Genomic DNA, 18,122 nt, shown 5'->3' on the forward strand with positions numbered 1-18,122 from the left:
AGGCAAGCACATCCGCCCTATCTTCATCGACCGAAATATCGCCTTCGCAAGCAAGCTTGCTCCCACGGAATGCGCGTGCGCATATCAAAGATCAGACAAACAACGTCCACAACGCAAAACCCGCGTACCAGACAATCGCCGCGCGGATCAGCAATTCCCAGAGCACGTCCAGGCTGGTCACGCCGTCGGCGCCCATCACCGGCGCAGGGACTTCACTGGCGACGCAGCCGATTTTCGCGATCAGCTGAGCGGCGCTGATGTTCCAGTTGAGCAGCTCGTGCAGCATCACCCGGCTGACGGCGACGAAGTTGCCGACCAGAGCGAAGCTGGCCGCCAACAGGCGCACCGGTACCCAGTCGAAAGCGTGCCGCAGTTGCCCGGCAGCGTCTCGTAATCCAGGGGTCTTGCCGTTTTCAGCGGCCAGGGCCAACAGGCGATAGGCCAGCGCAGCCACCGGACCGAGCAGGAAATACCAGAAAATCACCGCAAAGAAGCTTTGATAAGCCTGCCACAACAGATAACCCTGAACACCTTCGAGCAACTGCTCGCTGTTATCGGCCTCGACCTGCATGTCACGTTCGGCCACCAGCACGGCGGCCTCTGCGTCACCGCGCCGACAAGCATCGCGAAACGGCCCGAGCGCGGCAATCAGATCGCCGCGACCCAGGCTGTAAATCAACACCAGCAGATGCACCGGCAAAGCCAGCCAGCCGTTGAACACCGAGCCCAACACCACCAGCATCAACGCCAGCAGCACAACTGGCAGCAAGACCAGCACGCTCAGGATCAGCCAGGGCCGCGAGGCGAAACGCGGGTTCGTTTCAAGCCGGGACATTTCGCTCAACCAAGGCCAGTCACGCTGCACGCGCTGACGCAGGGCGGAAAACTTCTCTATCCAGACAGCCAGCAGCAACACCAGGAAACTCATTATTTACTCCTCACTTCGTCCAGCAGGGCCGACCGAAAGCGCGACCAGTCAAAAAACGGCCCCGGATCCGTCTTGCGGCCGGGTGCAATGTCGCTGTGCCCGCAGATTCGCTCGCCGGTGATGTCCGGGAACGCGGCCTGCAACTGGCGGGTCAATTCAATCAGGGCAGTGTACTGCGCGTCTGTGAACGGTTGATCATCGGTGCCCTCAAGCTCAATGCCGATGGAAAAATCGTTGCAGGTGTCCCGTTCCTGAAAGCTCGACACACCTGCGTGCCAGGCCCGTTCCAGACAGGATACGAACTGGATGACGTCGCCATCACGCTCAATCAGAAAATGCGCCGATACGCGCAAATCGGCAATGCCCGCGAAATAAGGGTGCTCATTAACGTCCAGCTGATTCTGAAAAAAAGCCTGCACCTTGCCGGTCTTGAACCGGGCTGGGGGCAGGCTGATGTTGTGGATCACCAGTAACGAGATTTCATTCGCCGGGCGCGCGTTGAAATTGGGCGATGGGCAGTGCTGCACGCCTTGGCACCAACCGCTTGCGGGGTCCAGATGCATGAGTGTTCCTTGAACGGACAAATCGATAGCCGCAAGTATGCCCGCTGTGGGGGATGGTGTGGGGGAGTAAATTGGCGGCGCGAATGTATCAATTTTCAACTGTGGGACCGGATTTATCCGGGAAGACGGCATTTCTGACGACGAAAATGCAGTGAACGAAACGACCTCTTCCCGGATAAATCCGGTCCCACGGAATGCAACCGTGGGAGGCCGGCCGCGTCGGTCAAACGCCCTTGAGCTTGCGCAGGTTGCCGATCACTGATTCCAGGGCGCGGTCGAACAACAGCGCGTCATCGAGCATGCGGATGGCGCCGCGACGGAATTCCACGGCCAGACCCATGCGGGTTTTTTCCAGGACTTTCATGCCGGTGCGGTTGACGAACACATAACGACCGCTCGGTTCGACGATTGCCGCCAGTTTGCAGCGCAAGCGGTGCTCTTCGTCTTCCTGAATCTCGACCCAGCAACCCAGGCGCAACTGGTCGACTTGCAACAGGCCTGCGTCATCGTCCGGAAGGCGTTGAACAGGTTCGCTGATCAACTGATCACCGGGCGCGACCAGTACGATTTCTTCAACCACTTCGATCATCGACAGGCCTGTCCCGCCCTCGCCTTCAGCTTCCAACGAAACGCCTTCGGCAGCCTCGTCCTGCATTTTCGAGAAGTGCTGGAACGCTTGCACATGCAGCACTTCGAGCTGACTGAAGAATTCGCTGGTGGCGAACGGATCGAACGCCGCGCTGGCCAGGCCTTCACGCAGCGCCTTGAGCAAACCCGGCACCAGATCCAGCAAGCGCTGGCGGGCTTCGGGTTCTTCGTGCAGTTCGACGCTCCAGATCAGGTCATCCATGGCAGCCAGACCCGCTTCCCACTCGCCGGACTCGTCACCGTGCTTGAGACACATCAGCAGCAACACTTTGCTCCAGGCTTCCTGAAGCAAGCGCACCACCACTTCCGGCAAGGTCTTGCCGACCAATCGATCGTTTAATTCGTGCTGCACGCGCAGACGGGCCATTTCGGCACGAGCGCGGCCTTCCTCGGCGTCACGGGTACGTTGTTCGAGCAGTTCACTACGGCGTCGCTCATCGCTGGTAAACGCCAGGAAATCCACCAACAGCTCGGAGAAGATCGCTGGATCGTCGACGAAATCATTGAGCAGGCGCTGCACGATCTGTTCGACGCGCACATACAGCGAGTCGCGCTGGTAGTCGTCCCGTCCGCCCCAGCCCAAGGCTGCGGAGGCAATTTCGTTGAGCAGCCGTCGCGCAGGATGACTGCCGCGACTGAAAAAGCTTTTGTCGATGACCGCGACTTTGAGCATCGGGATTTGCAGGCGTCCGATCAAGGCCCGCAGCGACGACGGCAAGTTGCGATCATCAAGGATAAATTCGAAGAGCATGGCGATCAGATTGATCACGTCTTCGTCGCCACCGCCAACCACGCGGAACTTGCCGCTTTTCACGCTGACGCGGGTCAGCAATTGCTCAAGCTGATTGCGCAGATCGAAATCGTCCTGCGCTTCCGGCGAAGGCACGTATTGCTGCAAGTGCGACAGCAGGCGCAGCAGGTCCTGGCTGGAAATCGGCCGGGCTTCGGCATTGGGCTCATGGCGTGGCGCGAGATTGCCGCGCACCTGCAACAGCAATTCCTGCAAGGCAGAAAAAACTTCCTGCACGCCTTTGTCGAGCTTATCCGCAGCCTGGGCCAGGTCAGGATCGGCCAGGTCGCTGGTGCGGGCCTGGCGGGTCACGCGATCTGACGCGCGACGAGCCGGCAAGGCTTTGAGTTCGGGCAGCACGCCGGTGGCAATCAATAGCTGATTGGCTTCGGCATATAAATGATCGGCATCGGCCAGTACGTATTTTTCGAAAAGTTTGAGAATGATCAGCTTGACCTTGATCTCGACGCCCAGGCTGCGGCCAGCCTGCAGGAAGAAATCGCAGAGCATTGCCGGGCCCATCGGGTTGGAGTTGTCGCTCAATGGCTGGGTGATCAGCTGGTTCAGACGCGTGGTCAGCTGCCCAAGGGCAACGCCATCGCGGCTCAGAACCTTGGCAACCATGGCATCCACGGCGACGGTTTTTTCCAGGTCGTCGTTGTGCACCAGGGCCAGCTTGTCAAACGACATCGCCCCCGGGATCACTGGCTCGGTGATCTGATACTGACCAAGGCGCAGGAACGCCTCATAAAACTTGTCGAGAAAGGCTCGCTCGATGCTTTTGCGCTTGAGACGCAGGTCGCGCATGGCTTCGAAAAACGTGTTCTGTTCGGTGTTGTTGTGCGCGCGATCCGCCATCTCGAAAAGCGTGTCGTCAGCGTTATCGAATAACGCCTGCAAGGCTTCCTTGAGCTGTTGCGCAGCCTTGTCCCTGACTTGCAGGAGCACGACCGGCAAACGGGCAAGCGGCGAATTGGCGGCCAGTTCAGGGGTCACTTTGTTCAACGGCACAACTTTTTCGTCGTTTTGCATCAAGCCCCCTACCAGGAAACAGCCGCGACCTCTTCACAATCCGGGCTCAAAGCACCGTTTTTGCGGGGTAATACGTATGCGCTGAAGAGACGTCAAAGTCATGACGTCAAATACAAGTCGGATTATCTTTCAAATCATGTCCACGGCGCCAGCACTGGTTTTGCCGTTTTGAACAATCGATAGATTGACCGCTACAGCCATAGACCGCAGAAAAGCCATTCCATCGCAAACGCGCTGAAAAAACCGACCAACAGCAGTCCTGGTTCGCTACACGGGAGCCCTGGGTAGGTGGGTCGCAGGGAAAACCTGCCTTATACTCGCGCCACTTTGTTAGTGGAGTCCGATATGCCGAATTTACAACTCGCCGCCCTGAGCACCGAAATCGAGGCCAACGTGCGCCGGGCGTTGCTGGAAGACGTCGGCAGTGGCGACATCACCGCCCAACTGATTCCGGCTGAGCGTCTGGCCAAGGCCACGGTGATCTCCCGGGATGCGGCGGTCATCGCCGGCACCGCCTGGGTCGATGCCGTGTTTCGCCAACTGGACCCGCGTGTCGCGGTGCATTGGCAAGTGGTCGACGGTGATCGGGTCAAACCGGACCAGGCGTTGTTTCATCTGGAAGGTCCGGCCCGCTCACTGCTGACGGGCGAACGCAGCGCGCTGAACTTCCTGCAGATGCTGTCGGGCGTGGCCACCAAAGCGCAGCATTACGCCGACATGGTCGCTGACACTCAAGTGCAGTTACTGGACACCCGCAAAACGCTGCCCGGCCTGCGGATGGCGCAGAAGTACGCGGTTACCTGCGGCGGCTGCCATAACCATCGCATTGGTTTGTTCGATGCCTTCCTGATCAAGGAAAACCACATCGCCGCCAGCGGCGGTATCGCTGAAGCGATCAACGCCGCGCACAAGATTGCGCCCGGCAAACCGGTGGAAATCGAAGTGGAAAGCCTCAGCGAACTGCGTCAGGCACTGGATGCCGGTGCGGACATTGTCATGCTCGATGAACTGAGCCTGGACGATATGCGCGAGGCAGTGACGATCAATGCCGGTCGCGCCAAACTCGAAGCCAGTGGCGGTATCAATGACCAGACATTGCGGGTGATCGCCGAAACCGGCGTGGATTACATCTCCATCGGCGCACTGACCAAGGATGTAAAAGCGGTGGATCTGTCGATGCGGTTGAGTCTTTAAATTCGTTGGAACGAGCGGGCGGCCTTCCGACTTGCCCGCGAGTCAAACACCGCGGTGATTTGTGGGAGAGGACAGTCCTCTCCCACAAAAGCCCGTCTACCCAATGTCCGGGTTACGAATAATTAACACTGTAAAATCTCTATTTATAGAAATCGTCTACATAGCTGGAAAGCGCCAAACAACTCATTAACTTTATTTATCCACGCATAACAAATTGATCCACTGTTTCAATATTAAAACCCTCCCATACCGTTTGTCACTGCACGACTCTGAACGGTTGCGCTTGTCTTGCATTCCGAATATTTAATAAAAGCGAACTTACTGTTATCGCCAAAAGTTTTAGCCGTTAGATAGAGTCGAGTAAAGTAAAACTCGGGCGGTAGCCTACCCGTTATTCGGCAACTCCAGACCTCTCCCCCAGACAAGCTCGTCGTGGTGAACACGACCGCGCAACCGGCAATCGCCTTGCGCAGCGCGTTCTCGTGCGGCGCCAACGGATCATGCAAATGAACAGGCAAAACTGGCTGGCACTGCTTGTCCTTTCGCCCTTTCCGATGTCAGCCATGGCCGGTAAACCACAGAGCATTGAAGTCGGTGGTTTCGAGTTCACGCCGACGCTGAAGGTGGGTGAACGGTATGACGATAACTTCCGCACCCTCCACAACGGCGCCTTGTCATCATGGATTACTTCGCTGCGCCCCACTTTCCTGCTGGAAGCGCAAACACGCAAAAGTGCTTATCAACTTGAATACACCGTGGACAGCGAGACCTTTCAGGATCACGCCGACGCCAGCCATGTAGACCAGCAAGTAGCACTCAGAAGCGTGCTGGAATTCGATTCACGCAACCGATTGAAATGGGAACTGGGTTATAAGCGCGCCGAGGAAACAGCGGATACCGCCGACCCGCTGGAAAACGATAAGTACACCCTGAAGAACGCGCTGCTCGGTTATAGCTTCGGCACGCAGAGCGGCATGAACCAGATCGATGTTTCCGCCGAGTACGAAGAATTGCGTTATCGCAATAGCGGCAATCTCAACGAAGATGAAGAACACGACACCCGCGCTTATGTCGCGACCTGGTATCACCGGCTTGGCGGGCGCACCCGAGGATTGTTTGAACTACGGCGCAGCGACTATGACTACGTGATGCCGGGCAGTCCGCGCAACAGCACCGGCAGCGCGGCACTGATCGGCTTCACTCGGGATGTAACGGCCAAAACCAGCGGCAGTCTGCGCGTCGGCTATGAACGCAAGGATTTCGACAGTGGCGCGGTCAGCGACCGCAGCAGCCCGACCTGGGAAGTCGGCCTGGCCTGGAAACCGCGCACCTACTCCACCTTCGAATTGGACATGCGCAAGGCCTTCGATGAAGGTGACGACGGTGCCAGCACGGTCCATACCACCAGCACCCGTTTGAGCTGGACCCACAAATGGTCGGGCTGGATTTCCTCGAAGCTCGACTACCGCCACGCCGAGCGCGAATACCTGGGACTGAGCCGCGACGACACGCTGGACACCTACGGCGCGTCGCTGATCTATGCCGTGAACCGCTGGGCCGAAGTCAGCCTCGGTTATCGGCACTGGCACAACGATTCCAACGTCATCGACGAGCGCTACACGCGCAATGTTTACCTGTTGAGTCTCGACCTGAGCCTTTGAGCCCTGACGCAACTGGAGCATCTGGAGGAAAAAAACATGTCTCTAAGCCAGTTCTGTCGCATTGCGCTGTTGCTCATCGTCAGCGGCCCGGTATTCGCTGCGCCCCAGTACCAACTCAACTCAGGCGATATTCTGCGGATCAATGTCTTTGGTGAAACGGACCTCAGCTTCGCGGAAATCCGTCTGAATGATGCCGGCACCTTTTCCTACCCCTTCATCGGTGAGGTCAACGCCAAAGGCAAGACGCCAGGTGAAGTCGAGGCCTTGCTGACGAACAAACTCAAGGACGGCTATCTGGTTGCGCCCCGCGTCTCGGTCAGCGTGTTGGCTTATCGGCCGTTCTACATCAGCGGCGAGGTGAAGTTGCCCGGTGGCTACCCATTCGAACCGGGCCTGACCCTGGATCGGGCGATTGCCCTGGCCGGCGGCCTGACCGAGCGCGCTTCGGACCGGCGTATCTACATCGTGCGCGGTGCCGATACGCGGCGCAGCAGCCAGAAGGCGAGCCTGAACACGCTGGTCGAACCTGGCGACACCATCACCATCGAACAGGGGTTCTTCTGACATGGACCAAATGACGTTGAGCAACCCAAGGTTGCCGCAGCATTACGCGCCCATCGCCGATGACCGCGACTTCATCGACTCGCGCAAGCTGGGCCTGATCCTCTGGACGCAAAAATGGCGCATCGCCGCACTGGCGGTGGCCGCGACCCTGGCCATGGTACTGATTCTGCAAAACATCACGCCGGTCTATCGCGCCACGGCATCGTTGGTCATCGAGCCCAAGGGCGCCACGTTGATCACGTTTCAGCAGCCGACCTACGATTCGCCGAACGCCGCCGTCGACTACCTGCAAACCCAGATCACGCTGATCCAGAGTCGAGCGGTGGCCGAGCGTGTGGTGCGCCAGTTGCACCTGACCGAACACCCCGAGTTCGATCCACGCCAGCGTCTGCATCTGATGCGAAAGGCGCGCGCGGAGATTGCCAGGCTTTACCCGAGCGCCTTTCCCGCCAGTTGGCTTGCCAGTCACAGCATGACCCCGACCGAAGTCTTTGACGCCACGGTGCGGGAATTGATGGAACGCACCAGCGTCGGTGCCCAGGGCAAGAGTCAGTTGGTCAATATCAGCGTGAGCCTGGCCGACCGGGAAACCGCCGCGCTGGCGGCCAACGCGCTGGCCCACGGCTATCTGGACAGCCGGCTCGATGCGCAAATGAATGAATCATTGAACGCGTCGAAATGGATGAACAGCCGGATGATAGAGTTGCGCACGCAACTGCAGGAGTCGGAAAACAAACTGCAACGCTACCGCGATGCCGAAGGCCTGGTGGACGTGGACGGCGTGGTCACGCTCAGCGCCAACGAACTGTCGAAAACCAGTGACCGCATGATCGATGCGCGCCGCCAGCGTGCTGAAGCGCAAAGCCAGTACGCGCAGGTAAAGGCGATGCTCGGCTCAAAAAGCCTGGCCGACCTGTCCAGCGTGCCAGCAGTGATCGGCAATCCGGTGATCCAGCAATTCCAGGCCAACGAGGCGCAGGCCAGGGCCAAGGTCGACGAACTGTCGCGCCGTTACGGGGATCGCCATCCGAAAATGATCGCCGCGCGTTCGGACCTCGCGGCCGCCCAGGCGAGTCTGCGCGGCCAGGTCGATCAGGTCGTGGCGGGCCTTGAGCGCAATTACCAGCTGGCGCGCGCCAATGAAGAATCCTTGCGCTCATCGGTGGATACCAGCCGGGCGCAAATTCAGGACATCTCTCGCAAGGAATTCAAACTGCGCGAGCTGCAACGGGACGTGGACAGCAATCGCACCTTGTACGACACCTTCGTCACCCGGCTGCGCGAGACCACGGCGACCGCTGATATCGGCGTCAGTAACGCACGCATCGTGGACCCCGCCATCGTGCCCAGCGAACCCAGCGCACCGAAGAAATCCCTGATCGCGTCGATCACTGCGCTGCTGGCGCTGGTACTCGGCTGCGTGTTTTTCCTGCTGCGCGACACGTTGCACAATGGCTTCAAATCCGGCGACGACATCGCCAGGAAACTCAACCTGCCAGTGCTTGGCCTGGTGCCACTGTTGCAGAAGAAAAGTCGCAGCAGCATTTCCCGGCAGTTCGAACGCAACGACGACGCAGGCTTTACCGAAGCCATCCGCACCTTGCGCACCGCGATCATGTTGGGCGATACCCAGAAGCGGCGCGGCCTGCTGGTCATCACCTCGACCCTGCCCGGCGAAGGCAAGAGCGCCATCGCAGTCAATCTGGCGTTTGCGTTGGGCCAACTGGAACGGGTGCTGTTGATCGAGGCCGATCTGCGCCGTCCCAACCTGGCGCGCAGTCTCGGCATGAACGCTGCGCAGCCTGGCCTCGCCAGCCTGATTACCGGCCAGGCGAAAATCGATGCGTGCATCCACCGCGTCGGCCAGGTGGACATTCTCACTGCGGGCGAAGTGCCGCCTAACCCGCTGGAGCTGCTGGCCTCGGCCAACTTCGGACGCTTCATCGAGTGGGCCCGGCAGCATTACGACCGGATCATTCTCGACTCTCCGGCCAGTGATGCGGTCAGCGATGCAGCGGTGCTGTGCGCCATGGCCGACGCGGCGATCTACGTGATCAAGTCCGACAGCACGCCCGCTCCGCTCGTCCATCAGTGCATCGACCAACTTCTGCAAAACGGCGCTCCGCTGACCGGCGTGGTGCTCAACCAAATCACCCCGTTGAAAGGACGCCAGGGATACAGCCAGCACTACCGCTATCTGCCTCGTGAAACCACCCAGTAAGGCGTAATTGCGCGTGATGGGCCGCTGTCATCGTGGCGCGGCTGCGCACGTTATCGCCTGCACATTCTGGCCGCTGCATGCGTTGTTTGACTCGCCGATGCCGAGGGCGAGCAACTGCGCGATGCCACCCATCGGGGAGATGTCCACCATGCTTGCTCAACGCCTACATCCGTCGGTCAATCGACGCGGCCTGACGTTCTGGGCGCAATGGATCTGCGCCATGGGCCTGACCACGCTCGTGACCTGCGCCATCGTCTATCATGCAATCGGCGCGGTGCCCTACGCCTACCGGGTGCTGATGATCGTCGGCGTGCTCGCCTCGGTGCCGATCTATGGCCTGCTGCATGTCTATCACAAGCGCTTCGGCTATCTGATGGGGTTGCTGCGCCTGTTCGCCGGCTGGCTGCTGCTGGTCGTCGCGCTGGCGGTGCTGTCCCTGGTTTGCCTCGACCATGGCGATCTGGACAACAGCTTGCTGTTCGAGGCCGCAGTCGCGGGTTATCTGGCGCAAGGTGCGACGTACCTGCCCTTGCGCTATCTGGTCAGCCTGCATTCGCGCTGGCTGCGCAGGGAGCGTGTCTCGGTAATCATCGGCACCAGCCCCATGGCTTACACCCTGGCTGAACAGCTGCGGCAGCGGGTTCCGGTGCTTGGGCTGGTGGCGACCGAACCCGGCGTTTCCTCGATAGGCGGTCAGCCTCCGGTTCTTTGCGAACTGGCGCAGCTGCGCGATATGGTCATAGACGATCACGTGCGGCGGGTTTACATCGCTCTGGCACTGAACATGATCACCCAGATTGAAGCCATCTACCTGAGCCTGCTGGACCTGAATGTGGACGTGGTCTGGGTGCCGGATTTCGGCAGCATGCTGCTGCTTAACCAGTCGGTTTCGCAGATCGAGCAGTTCCCGGCGATTTATCTCAATGAGACGCCGCGCAGCTCTCATCCCGCCGCCACTCTGGGCAAGGAAATGTTCGACCGCAGCCTGGCGCTGCTCGCCTTGCTGGTGCTGCTGCCGGTGATGTCGGTCATTGCCCTGGCGGTGAAGCTGTCGTCGCGAGGCCCGGTGTTTTTTCGCCAGCCCCGGCATGGCTGCAACGGCGAGGTCATCCAGGTGTGGAAATTTCGCTCGATGCGCGTGCATGAGGACAACCAGGTGCAACAGGCGACCCGCGATGATCCACGGGTCACGCCGGTTGGCGCTTTTCTGCGCCGCACCTCGCTGGACGAACTGCCCCAGCTGATCAATGTGCTGCGCGGAGAAATGGCCATGGTTGGCCCGCGCCCGCACGCGATTGCTCATAACCAGTATTACGGCGCGAGAATCCTCGCTTACACCGCACGCCACCGAATCAAGCCGGGGATCACCGGCCTGGCGCAGGTCAGCGGCTGTCGAGGTGAAACCGAAACCCTGGAAAAGATGCAAGAACGCCTGGCAAAAGACCTGGACTACATTAATCACTGGTCGCTTTGGCTGGATATCAAAATCCTGCTCAAGACGCCGTTCACGCTGTTCTCGCGCAATATCTATTGAGATGGAGACGGAAATGGCTGATCAGGAATCCGGCAGCGCCGTATTGCCAGACCGAGGCAGCGGCTGGCGCGGGCGATGGCAGCAGGTGACCCGCGCGCGCCTGCTGCGCAACATCGCCACGACGGTGTCCGGCAGTGCCGGGGCGCAGGCGATCAACCTGGCGCTGATTCCAGTCATCATGCGTATCTATGGGCCGGAGGCGTTCGGTGTGGTCGGCACGTTCCAGAGCCTGACCATCATCCTGATTCCGGCGTGTGCGCTGACGTATCCCATGGCGATCGTCCTGCCCAAAAGCGACACCGACGCCTGCGGCCTGATCCGGCTTTCGCTGTGGGTGGCGCTGAGCATCGCGAGCTTGTCCGCGCTGCTTTTGTATTTTCAGGGGCCAGCGATGGCCGGCGCGCTGGGCATCGATATGCTGACGCCTTACCTGATGCTGCTGCCCATCGTGATGTTCAGCGCCGCCGTGCTGGAAATCACCCAGCAATGGTTGTATCGAACCCAGCGTTTCAGCCTGACCGCGCGCGGCGCAACCTTGCATGCGCTGGTCTATAACGCGACGCGCAGCCTGGCCGGACTCGTGCAGGCCTCGGCGCCGGTACTGGTGGTGACCAGCGCGCTGTATTACCTGATCCACAGCGCATTGCTGTTGCTGGGCATGACCTTCAAACCCGCCGTAAACAACCTCGCCCCGGCCAACCCGCCAACGCTCGTCAGCCTGCCGAAACTGGCGGCACAGTATCGGGATTTCCCGCTATTTCGCGCGCCGCAGGTGCTGATCAATGCACTTTCCGTACACATGCCGACGCTGGTTCTGGCGGCGTCATTCGGTGCGGTTTCCGCAGGATTCTTCGCCTTGTGCCAGCAAGTATTGAGCATGCCGAGCAACTTTATCGGCAAGGCGGTTGGCAGCGTTTATTACCCACGAATCACCCAGGCGATTCATGCCGACGAACCGGTCACCGGGCTGTTGGTGCGCGGCGTGGCCGGCATGGCATTGGTGGGGATCGTGCCGTTCGCCACACTGGCGCTGGCCGGACCCTGGCTATTCGGCCTGGTATTCGGCGCGCAATGGGCGGCCGCCGGAGAATACGCCCGCTGGCTGGCCCTGGCAGAGTTCGCTGGCTTTATGGCTGGCCCCTGCGCGGTGGCAATCCCGGCGCTGGGCCTGCAAAAACGCTTTCTGCTCTTCGAGATTGTCAGCACCACGTTGCGAGTCGTCGCAGTACTCGCTGGCGCGCTGGTGTTCAAGGATGCCCTGGCGGTGGTGATGGCCTTCGCGGCGGCCAATACCGCAATCAACCTGGGCCTGATCGTTGTTGTTCTGTCTGGAGCCAGGCGCTGGCATCAACGCCAGAACACCCCGGCCCGCGAGCTCTCGTCCGCCCAGGAGTCACCCGAACATGGCCATGGATAACGTATGCGCGCTGATCCTCAACTGGAATGGCGCGGAACAGACCATCAAATGCGTGAGGTCGGTGGACGCTTACTGCGCGGTTCCCATCGTGGTAGTCGACAATCATTCCGAAGCTGCGGATTACCAGCGCTTGAGCGACTATTTCAGCACGCGAACCGATGGCGATACCTGGACCGGCACGGAGCAGCAGATCCGCGAGCATCAGACCAGACACCGCACTTGCCTGATCAGAAACGCAGGCAACTACGGCTATGCCGGCGGCAACAACGTGGGCATCGATTACTTGTTCCGCGCCGGCTACGACTACATCTGGCTGCTGAATAACGACATCACCGTTGAAGCAGACTCATTGCAGGCGCTGCTGTCGACCCTTGCCAGCGATCCCGATTGCGGGTTTTGCGCGTCGATTCTGGTCTATGCCGATCATCCGGATATCGTCCAGTGTGTCGGCGGTGGTCAGCTTTATCCGTGGCTGGGCAAGGCCCGGTTGATCGGCAAGAACCTTGGCCGCGACGAGCTGGGCCATCACCTTGCCAAACTGCCGAAACCTGATTACCTGATGGGTGCCTCGCTGCTGATCAAGCGGGATGTCATCCAGCGCGTCGGCCTGATGGATGAACGCTATTTCATGTACTCCGAAGAAGTGGACTGGCAACGCCGCGCCGCCAGCCTGGGCTTTACCTGTCAGGTGGCGACGCGCAGCTTCGCCCGCCACGGCGACAGCGCCAGCACCCAGAACCGCAGCCACATGTTCCATTTCTATCGAAACCGCGCCGCGATCATGTACAACAAAAAATTCCACTCAATGCCCTGCTACCTGTTTTCGGCGCTGGCCCTGACAGCAATCACCGCCCTGCAAAACCGCCACAACCTGAAGAACATCCGTTATGGGATCAAGGGCATTACTGAGGGTCTGGCTTTTTCGTGGCGCTGAGCAACGCAGGTCCCGTTGGAGCGAGGCTTGCCCGCGATTCGGTATTCCAGTCGACATATGCGTCGCCTGATTTGACGCCTTCGCGGGCAAGCGTCGTCTACTGGAATGCCGTCTTCCCGGATAAATCCGGTCCCACAAAACCAGCGCGATCTAGTGGGACCGGCTTTAGCCGGGAAGGCGTCGGTTCAGACAATACATCTGCGGCGCCTGACGGTTGCCCTCAGACATAGAATCTCCAACGAGATTAAGTGGTCTTTGATAAGAGACTCCTCCGATGATTCGCAAACTCTTTGCCTATCGCGCCTTGCTGTTCTTGCTGCTGTTCATGAACTCGGCGTGTCTGTTTCTGACCGATGATAAAAAAGCCGGCATCCCGTATCTGCGCGAATTGTTTATCGTCGCCATCGTGCTCGGTGCCCTGGTTTTATTGCTGACCTGGAGCCGCGCCCAGCAGTCGCGCGCAGGCCTGTGGATACTTTTTTTTGGCCTGGTGCTGCCGCTGCTTTCGGCGCTGCTGGCCGCGCTGAACTTCGGCCAGCCTTTTGGCTTTGGCCTGCTGGAAGAGCGCCGCAGCTTTCTGTATCTGCTGTTCTTCCCGATGCTGTTTTTACTGATAAAAGCGCATCCCACGCAGCAACAGCTGGAGAGATTCATGCTCTGCTGCGCTGTGGCCTGCGTGGTGGTGGGTTATCTGTATTACTTGGGCGTGTTGCCGGAAAACAACGACGTGAGTTTTACCGTCGATGAAAAGGATTACGGGATCAATCCGTTGCGGCCCAATCGCTTCAGCATTGGCGCACCTTATGTCAGCGCCTGCGCCTTCATGCTGATGTACCGCCTGCAACGATCCATGTCCTGGCTCGCCGTCGCGTTGTTGCTGTTGTTCGCTTCGTATCTCTGGCTGGTGATTCAGACGCGCAACACCATGCTGATCTGGGCGCTGGCGGGGATCTGGATCTTTCGCAGCCGGGTCGGGCTCCTGGCCAAGCTGGGCATCCTGGCGAGCGCGGTGCTGCTGGCAGCTTTTTTTCTGGCTCCGGATTTTTTCGCTGCGCAACTGAGCAGGTTTGATGCGCTGTTGTTTGAGGCGCGGGAACCGGGTGTGCGCAATATCACGACCCGGATCGTGGTCGAGGAAGTGGCGCGCAACGGCCTGATCGGCATGGGTGCGCTGTCGCTGCAATGGCAAGGTGGTTTCTCGCGGCTGTACAACGGCTACTTTTATCTGTCGGATGTGGGCTTGCTCGGGGTTTATTACCGGTTCGGTTTCCTGGCTCCAGCTATTGCGCTGATCTACTACCTGGGCTTCTTTCGCTTCATGTCCTATTGCCGGAAAAAAGGCGATCTGCTCAACGCTTTGCAGCTGACATTCTGGTTCAACGGGATCAATTTCTTCTTCTCCAACACCATCATGTACGGCGGGGAAATCACCGGGCTGTCCATCGCCGCATTCGTTTATTACGCCCGGACGCAAGAGTCGCCGGCAGCCGCAACGAAGAAAAACTGGCCGCCAGAAGATGCCCTGCGAAGCCGGACCGTTGAGCTGGCAAAAAGCTAACGCCGGGTCACCGTGCAGTGTGGCGCTACCAGGTATTTCGCCAGCACCGGCCATTGCGGACGATCACGGCCGTTTACCGGTTCGATGGACAGCGAGTAATCGCCCCACGCCGAGCCCGCCGACCAATACGCCAGCGGCACGCATTTTTCTTGCAGGTAGGCCAGCAAACGATCCATGGCCTGCGCCCAGCGCGGGTCGTCCGCCGGGAATCCGGCTTCGCCAATCTGGCCCCGCTTGCCGTTTTTCTCCAGCCACTCGACAAAAGGCCGGACGCGCTTCACCGCAATGTCAGGATCGAAGCGCTGCCCGAGGACTTTCTGATAGCGCCCGCTGGCGTCTTCATCGAAGTACAAATGGGCGGAATAAATCAGATTGTTGGACGGATCTTTCAGGTCCAGTAACGCATCGTTGTGCTGCGGCCAACGCGTCGCACTCGACCAGGAGCGCCCTTCGATGATGATCGGGCGATGCCAGTCATTGGCACGAATGGCGAAAATTCCCGCCTGTGCTGCCTTGGGCCAATACTCGTCGGCCTCGTCATGGGGTTCGTTCATGATGTCGTAGGCGTACAGCGCCCGAAAATCCCGCCAGCGTAGCGACACCCGGTGCAGCAGATCCCGATAAGCCTTGATCGGCACGTGCTTGCTGCCCAGCACTTCATTTTCATAACGCCCGAAGTTATGCACATCCAGCGTGACCTTGATCCCGCGCCGCTCGGCCTGGATCAGCATTTTGTCGATCAGCGTTGCATAGGTTTCATCCAGTTCGCCGCCCAGCTTGCGCTGCAAACGTTCCCAGCGCATGGGGAAGCGAATCGCGCGGATGCCTCTGGCTTGCCATTTATCGAAGTAATTCTCGTCCGGAAAAAAATAATGCGTGCCGTTTTCCCCCGGCCAGACGCCCTCGGAAAACTCCGCACCCGAGACATTGATCAAGACCATCGGCGCTTGCCTGGCGGTTTTTTGCGCATTGGCGGCAAAGGACAGCAGCAACAGCACGACAACCAGCAGCAATTTGCTCGTCCAGTCGATGCCGCCTGGCGTTGTGATCGATGGCTTTTCAAGCGTCGCCACCGCGGCTGAGTCCAGTGAATCGAGCATGTGAGCTGACCCCCTTGTTTTGATGCATCCAGGCAGATGCTTCAGGCAAGTCCCTCCGGAAAATCGCGTGAGCCACGGCGATCAAAGCGCAAGGAGCACCTTATGAAAGTATTCGGCATCGAGTTCTATCATCGGCAGCGAAAGGATCTCGTCCGCGAACTGACCGTACTCAGCGGCAGGTCGTTTCGCTACGTCGTGACGCCAAACGTCGACCACGTGGTGATGCTGGAACACGACAAGGATTTGCGCAGGGCTTACAGCTACGCTGCGTATCGGCTATGCGACAGCCGCGTGCTGTTCCCGCTGTTGAATCGATTGCACGCCGACATCGCTGAAGCGATTCCCGGCAGCACGCTGACTCGGGACATGATCCAGATTGCGCAGGAGCGCGGCTGGACAGTGACGGTCATCGGCTGTGAGCAGGAAGTCATTGCCACGTTGCAGCAGTTGAATCCCTCGATCACCTTCCGCCATTACAACCCGCCGATGGGTTTTATCGACGATGCCCGGGAAATCGAACGCGCCGTTGATTTTGTCAATCAACATCCGGCGCGCATGGTGGTGTTTTCGGTGGGCTCGCCGCGCCAGGAAATACTCGCGCTGCGCGTGTTCGAAAGTCGCGGGGCTGTAGGGATTGGCCTATGCGTCGGCGCGTCACTGCTGTTTCTTTCAGGAAAAGTCAGGCGGGCACCGGAATGGATGCAACGCCTGTCACTTGAATGGCTGCATCGTTTCATTCACGAGCCACGGCGGCTGGGCAAGCGTTACGTCAGGGATGCCTACCGGATCGTTCCCGTCATCATCAAAGAGATCAGGAGCGACACAGAGAAACCTTCGAATTCGGACAACGACCCACGAGGCCTGTCCTAGAGGCGCAGCGCGATGGACTGCGTAGAAGACCTGAAGCCAGTGTAGCCATAGTTGATTTTTTTGCAGGCCATGTAAGGCTCTGCTGACAAGTGGTTCTCGGTTCATGGAGCGACGCTGACATCTGCGACGAGCGGTCCTGTACCAACATTAATTTGTACTAAGTTCTACCAAGACGTGCGGACGTATTTCGCCAGACTGGGGTCGCGGCAATGAACGACAACCTGGATGAATCGCTGAAAACCCAACGACGACTTGAACTCCATATGGCATTGGAGGAGTTGGGGCAACCCGACGAAGTGTCGACCCGCATCTTCCGCATCGGCATCTTTTGCGGACGGCTGCTGGAGCTTCAGCGCACCGGCGTATTCACCTTCGCCGAATACCAGGAATGGGCAAGCAATGCCTGTCGAGCGTTGGCCAATGGAGAATCGGCCGACCTGTCATTGCAGCTGGCCGAATGCATCTGGCTACCCGCCAACGAGACGTCATCCTCCAACAACTGAACAGACCTGGTCTTACGTGCAGTCGGCCACGCCTGATACCGGACACCGCCATGACTGCCAACTTCGTCTTCGACCCTGCCGCAACCTATGACGTAAAAGACCCCGATCAGAAAAACCCCGTCTGGCGCATCCAGGGCCGGCGGGTCTACGCCTACCTCGAGCACGACCCGCGCCGCGACTGGAGCGGCGACATCGGTATCCTCGTCCTCTGCCCACCCAGGCGCCTGGTCGACCACGAAGGCCATGACATGGCCTTTATCGACGGACCGTACGTGCGCTGCGTCGATGGGCGGCATCTTGGGCTTTATCAGGTGAATGTTTGAAAGGATGTTCTGTTGCAGTGATACGTGATTGACGACTGCTAAAACGCGAAAAGCCCCGCATGTGCGGGGCTTTTCGTTTGCGGCGGTGTAGGTAGGTGAAGCATGAAACGGGGTAAATCGTGAAGCTGGTGCCGAAAACAGGAATCTACCTACCACCATATTGTGCGTATTCCACGGCCATCCGGCCACTGATTCCATGAACATCCGGCCACCTATTCCACGGTGACCCGGCCACCCATTCCACGCACATCCGGCCACCCCAAAGGCAGGCAGCGACGCAGG

15 protein-coding genes are annotated in these 18,122 nt (G+C 59.2%); 11 read left to right on the forward strand and 4 right to left on the reverse strand.

The annotated features are described in order from the left end of the window. Positions 1 to 91 precede the first annotated feature (91 nt). From ampE to ACP7E4_RS12320, 3 genes are all read right to left on the reverse strand, one after another. A complete protein-coding gene (ampE, locus tag ACP7E4_RS12310; protein WP_426113625.1) occupies positions 92 to 928 on the reverse strand; it encodes a regulatory signaling modulator protein AmpE in 837 nt (278 codons plus the stop codon). Further along, positions 928 to 1,491, reverse strand: coding sequence for a 1,6-anhydro-N-acetylmuramyl-L-alanine amidase AmpD (gene ampD, locus ACP7E4_RS12315; RefSeq protein ID WP_426113939.1), 564 nt, complete (start codon positions 1,489 to 1,491; stop codon positions 928 to 930). The genes ampE and ampD overlap by 1 nt, the downstream gene beginning before the upstream one ends. Positions 1,492 to 1,714: 223 nt before the next feature. Continuing rightward, a complete protein-coding gene (locus ACP7E4_RS12320) occupies positions 1,715 to 3,961 on the reverse strand; it encodes a DUF1631 domain-containing protein (RefSeq protein WP_426113623.1) in 2,247 nt (748 codons plus the stop codon). Between the two features lie 345 nt (positions 3,962 to 4,306). Between ACP7E4_RS12320 and nadC the strand changes: the two genes are divergently transcribed. The 8 genes from nadC to ACP7E4_RS12360 all read left to right on the forward strand — a co-directional run bounded on the left by nadC (position 4,307) and on the right by ACP7E4_RS12360 (position 15,044). Continuing rightward, entirely contained in the window at positions 4,307 to 5,155 is an 849-nt protein-coding gene (gene nadC / locus ACP7E4_RS12325) for a carboxylating nicotinate-nucleotide diphosphorylase (protein ID WP_426113621.1), read from the forward strand. Positions 5,156 to 5,661: 506 nt separating this feature from the next. Continuing rightward, the gene (locus ACP7E4_RS12330; protein ID WP_426113619.1) at positions 5,662 to 6,816 is read left to right on the forward strand and encodes an outer membrane beta-barrel protein; all 1,155 of its coding nucleotides are present in this window, start codon (positions 5,662 to 5,664) and stop codon (positions 6,814 to 6,816) included. A gap of 36 nt (positions 6,817 to 6,852) precedes the next feature. Next, the gene (locus ACP7E4_RS12335) at positions 6,853 to 7,380 is read left to right on the forward strand and encodes a polysaccharide biosynthesis/export family protein (protein WP_426113617.1); all 528 of its coding nucleotides are present in this window, start codon (positions 6,853 to 6,855) and stop codon (positions 7,378 to 7,380) included. 1 nt (position 7,381) lies between these two features. After that, entirely contained in the window at positions 7,382 to 9,601 is a 2,220-nt protein-coding gene (locus tag ACP7E4_RS12340) for a GumC family protein (RefSeq protein ID WP_426113615.1), read from the forward strand. 148 nt (positions 9,602 to 9,749) lie between these two features. Beyond that, on the forward strand, positions 9,750 to 11,135 hold the full coding sequence (locus ACP7E4_RS12345) for an undecaprenyl-phosphate glucose phosphotransferase (RefSeq protein ID WP_426113613.1): 1,386 nt from the start codon (positions 9,750 to 9,752) through the stop codon (positions 11,133 to 11,135). A gap of 13 nt (positions 11,136 to 11,148) precedes the next feature. After that, positions 11,149 to 12,552 (forward strand): lipopolysaccharide biosynthesis protein, encoded by a 1,404-nt coding sequence (locus ACP7E4_RS12350; RefSeq protein WP_426113611.1) that lies wholly within the window; start codon positions 11,149 to 11,151, stop codon positions 12,550 to 12,552. Continuing rightward, positions 12,539 to 13,486: a glycosyltransferase family 2 protein gene (locus tag ACP7E4_RS12355; protein WP_426113609.1), complete on the forward strand. Its 948-nt coding sequence runs from the start codon at positions 12,539 to 12,541 to the stop codon at positions 13,484 to 13,486. The genes ACP7E4_RS12350 and ACP7E4_RS12355 overlap by 14 nt, the downstream gene beginning before the upstream one ends. Before the next feature lie 274 nt (positions 13,487 to 13,760). Continuing rightward, positions 13,761 to 15,044 (forward strand): hypothetical protein, encoded by a 1,284-nt coding sequence (locus ACP7E4_RS12360; RefSeq protein WP_426113607.1) that lies wholly within the window; start codon positions 13,761 to 13,763, stop codon positions 15,042 to 15,044. Here the strand turns inward: ACP7E4_RS12360 and ACP7E4_RS12365 are convergent. Beyond that, entirely contained in the window at positions 15,041 to 16,144 is a 1,104-nt protein-coding gene (locus ACP7E4_RS12365) for a glycoside hydrolase family 5 protein (protein ID WP_426113605.1), read from the reverse strand. The two genes, ACP7E4_RS12360 and ACP7E4_RS12365, sit on opposite strands and share 4 nt — an antisense overlap. 102 nt (positions 16,145 to 16,246) lie before the next feature. On the opposite strand from ACP7E4_RS12365, the gene ACP7E4_RS12370 reads away from it, so the two are divergent. The 3 genes from ACP7E4_RS12370 (at position 16,247) to ACP7E4_RS12380 (ending at position 17,840) form a co-directional block, all read left to right on the forward strand. Then, positions 16,247 to 17,014, forward strand: coding sequence for a WecB/TagA/CpsF family glycosyltransferase (locus ACP7E4_RS12370; protein WP_426113603.1), 768 nt, complete (start codon positions 16,247 to 16,249; stop codon positions 17,012 to 17,014). 209 nt (positions 17,015 to 17,223) lie between these two features. After that, a complete protein-coding gene (locus ACP7E4_RS12375; RefSeq protein ID WP_426113601.1) occupies positions 17,224 to 17,517 on the forward strand; it encodes a hypothetical protein in 294 nt (97 codons plus the stop codon). Between the two features lie 50 nt (positions 17,518 to 17,567). Continuing rightward, a complete protein-coding gene (locus ACP7E4_RS12380) occupies positions 17,568 to 17,840 on the forward strand; it encodes a hypothetical protein (protein WP_426113599.1) in 273 nt (90 codons plus the stop codon). Positions 17,841 to 18,122 lie beyond the last annotated feature (282 nt).

The organism is Pseudomonas sp. DSP3-2-3, from assembly GCF_049898225.1.
Taxonomy (GTDB): domain Bacteria; phylum Pseudomonadota; class Gammaproteobacteria; order Pseudomonadales; family Pseudomonadaceae; genus Aquipseudomonas.

What these genes read in the sequence shown, in the direction of transcription:
- ampE (WP_426113625.1), bottom strand. Translation starts at nt 928, where the DNA reads ATGAGTTTCCTGGTGTTGCTGCTGGCTGTCTGGATAGAGAAGTTTTCC.
- ACP7E4_RS12340 (WP_426113615.1), top strand. Translation starts at nt 7,382, where the DNA reads ATGGACCAAATGACGTTGAGCAACCCAAGGTTGCCGCAGCATTACGCG.
- ACP7E4_RS12380 (WP_426113599.1), top strand. Translation starts at nt 17,568, where the DNA reads ATGACTGCCAACTTCGTCTTCGACCCTGCCGCAACCTATGACGTAAAA.
- ACP7E4_RS12360 (WP_426113607.1), top strand. Translation starts at nt 13,761, where the DNA reads ATGATTCGCAAACTCTTTGCCTATCGCGCCTTGCTGTTCTTGCTGCTG.
- ACP7E4_RS12350 (WP_426113611.1), top strand. Translation starts at nt 11,149, where the DNA reads ATGGCTGATCAGGAATCCGGCAGCGCCGTATTGCCAGACCGAGGCAGC.
- ampD (WP_426113939.1), bottom strand. Translation starts at nt 1,491, where the DNA reads ATGCATCTGGACCCCGCAAGCGGTTGGTGCCAAGGCGTGCAGCACTGC.
- nadC (WP_426113621.1), top strand. Translation starts at nt 4,307, where the DNA reads ATGCCGAATTTACAACTCGCCGCCCTGAGCACCGAAATCGAGGCCAAC.
- ACP7E4_RS12375 (WP_426113601.1), top strand. Translation starts at nt 17,224, where the DNA reads ATGAACGACAACCTGGATGAATCGCTGAAAACCCAACGACGACTTGAA.
- ACP7E4_RS12370 (WP_426113603.1), top strand. Translation starts at nt 16,247, where the DNA reads ATGAAAGTATTCGGCATCGAGTTCTATCATCGGCAGCGAAAGGATCTC.
- ACP7E4_RS12320 (WP_426113623.1), bottom strand. Translation starts at nt 3,961, where the DNA reads ATGCAAAACGACGAAAAAGTTGTGCCGTTGAACAAAGTGACCCCTGAA.
- ACP7E4_RS12355 (WP_426113609.1), top strand. Translation starts at nt 12,539, where the DNA reads ATGGCCATGGATAACGTATGCGCGCTGATCCTCAACTGGAATGGCGCG.
- ACP7E4_RS12345 (WP_426113613.1), top strand. Translation starts at nt 9,750, where the DNA reads ATGCTTGCTCAACGCCTACATCCGTCGGTCAATCGACGCGGCCTGACG.
- ACP7E4_RS12335 (WP_426113617.1), top strand. Translation starts at nt 6,853, where the DNA reads ATGTCTCTAAGCCAGTTCTGTCGCATTGCGCTGTTGCTCATCGTCAGC.
- ACP7E4_RS12330 (WP_426113619.1), top strand. Translation starts at nt 5,662, where the DNA reads ATGAACAGGCAAAACTGGCTGGCACTGCTTGTCCTTTCGCCCTTTCCG.
- ACP7E4_RS12365 (WP_426113605.1), bottom strand. Translation starts at nt 16,144, where the DNA reads ATGCTCGATTCACTGGACTCAGCCGCGGTGGCGACGCTTGAAAAGCCA.